Raw genomic sequence first — 1,687 nt, 5'->3', positions numbered from 1 at the left:
AATGAATGAGGTAGAATGTTGGTATCATTATTGTTTTGGATAGGCAAGCGTGTAACAATTCTGCTGCCTATCTTTTTTTACCACAAGTAGGCTCAATCCTTACTAACTATGGGTTTCAGGCGGGTTGTCACCCCCCCAGGTAACTTTGAGAACTGTGGGATTTTTTGATCGACAAAACTCTAAGTATGTAAGAGTTATTAGTGCAGCCAATCAACAATTATGTCATAATGAGTTTTGTACAGAACAGAGATATTCCTATGAAACTGCATTTTCCAGGAATGAATCCTTATCTTGAAAATCCTACTTTGTGGTCAGAAGTTCACTCCTGGCTGATTATCGAGTTGGCCCGATCGCTTAATCCCTCACTCATACCCAAGTACCGAGCTGCTGTAGAGAAACGGGTTTACATGGATTCTCTACTGGTCGGTATTCCAGATGCCTCCGTTTTTCAACAAAACCCTGAAACCTCGGGAGTCCCGAATCGTGTAACAACTGGGGTTTTAACTAAACCAATTCGAGTAACATTGCCCCTGACTGAAGAAATCACAGAACGCTATCTAGAAATTCGGGAGGTCAAGACTGGGAAGGTGGTAACGGTTGTAGAAGTTCTATCACCCAAGAATAAACGAGTGGGTGAAGGTCGAGACAAATACCTAACCAAGCGACAAAAAATTCTGAACAGTGCTACTCATTTGGTTGAAATCGATCTGCTGAGAACGGGAAACTTTATGCCAATGACAGAAGGGATTCTCACGGACTACCGGATTCTAGTCAGTCGCGCTAATCTCCGTCCTGAAGCTGAACTTTACCCGTTTAATGTAACCGAATCGATTCCCCAATTCTTGTTTCCTTTGCAGCCACCAGATGAAGAACCTGTTGTGAATTTAGCTGAGATTTTGGAACAGGTTTATCAGGAGGCGGCTTTAGATTTGGCAATCGATTATGCCGTACAGCCCGTCCCACCGCTGAGTGAGAGTGACTTTCTTTTTGTGCAGTCTTTGGCAGAATCATCGGAAAGCTAACGCTTTTCGGCGTTGCTGAGTTAGAGTATGAATAGGAGGAATAATTTATGCAATGCCCAGAATGTAAATCAACCCATATCCGTAAAAACGGCAAGAAGAAAGGAAAACAGAATCACATTTGTGTCCAATGTGGTCGTCAATTCATCAATCAGTATGAACCCCATCGAGGTTATAGCCAGAGCATCAAACGTGATTGCCTAAAAATGTACGTCAATGGTATGGGTTTACGGGCGATAGAACGAGTTAAGGGAGTTCATCATACCACGGTAATAAATTGGGTAAAACAAGTCGGAAAACTGTTACCAGATGTTTATGACCCTGAAGTCATTCCAGAAGTTGGTGAACTCGATGAATTACAAACTTATGTAAAAAAAAACAGACAAGATCTGGTTGTGGACCTGGGGGGGGTGACAAAGAGGTCTACGAGATAGACTGTATAAGGGTTGCAGCCCGCATACCTTGTTGGTAAAAGCGGCGTTTAGAAGGAGTTAACTTCATTAACTGTTCTACCTCGTTAGAATATTGTTCGAAATAATTCACCCACTTTTCTCCATCTAAACCTACACCAAATGTACTCCGTCTTCGATATCTTTTTTTAGGTTCTTTGCGGCGAGATACATATTTTTGCACCTGCTTTTTCCTCATTTCATTGCCTTGAAATATGC

The 1,687-nt window shown here is 42.1% G+C and carries 1 protein-coding gene and 2 pseudogenes; 2 read left to right on the top strand and 1 reads right to left on the bottom strand.

Annotated features, from left to right (window positions below):
* The first annotated feature begins 257 nt into the window (after positions 1-257).
* Both ACUVJL_RS02035 and ACUVJL_RS02030 read left to right on the top strand, forming a co-directional pair.
* Positions 258-1,022, top strand: coding sequence for a DUF4058 family protein (locus ACUVJL_RS02035; protein WP_445244319.1), 765 nt, complete (start codon positions 258-260; stop codon positions 1,020-1,022).
* A gap of 47 nt (positions 1,023-1,069) precedes the next feature.
* Positions 1,070-1,421: pseudogene (locus ACUVJL_RS02030) on the top strand (IS1 family transposase); the annotation flags it as partial.
* A gap of 21 nt (positions 1,422-1,442) precedes the next feature.
* Here ACUVJL_RS02030 and ACUVJL_RS02025 read toward each other — a convergent pair.
* A pseudogene (locus ACUVJL_RS02025) lies at positions 1,443-1,687 on the bottom strand (IS4 family transposase); the annotation flags it as partial.

Origin of the sequence: Microcoleus sp. OTE_8_concoct_300 (genome assembly GCF_031383065.1) — a bacterium.
Classification (GTDB): Bacteria; Cyanobacteriota; Cyanobacteriia; order Cyanobacteriales; family Microcoleaceae; genus Microcoleus.
The sequence above is the reverse complement of the archived record's forward strand: the minus strand, read 5'-3'. Positions and strand labels throughout refer to the sequence as shown.

What these genes read in the sequence shown, in the direction of transcription:
- ACUVJL_RS02035 (WP_445244319.1), top strand. Translation starts at nt 258, where the DNA reads ATGAAACTGCATTTTCCAGGAATGAATCCTTATCTTGAAAATCCTACT.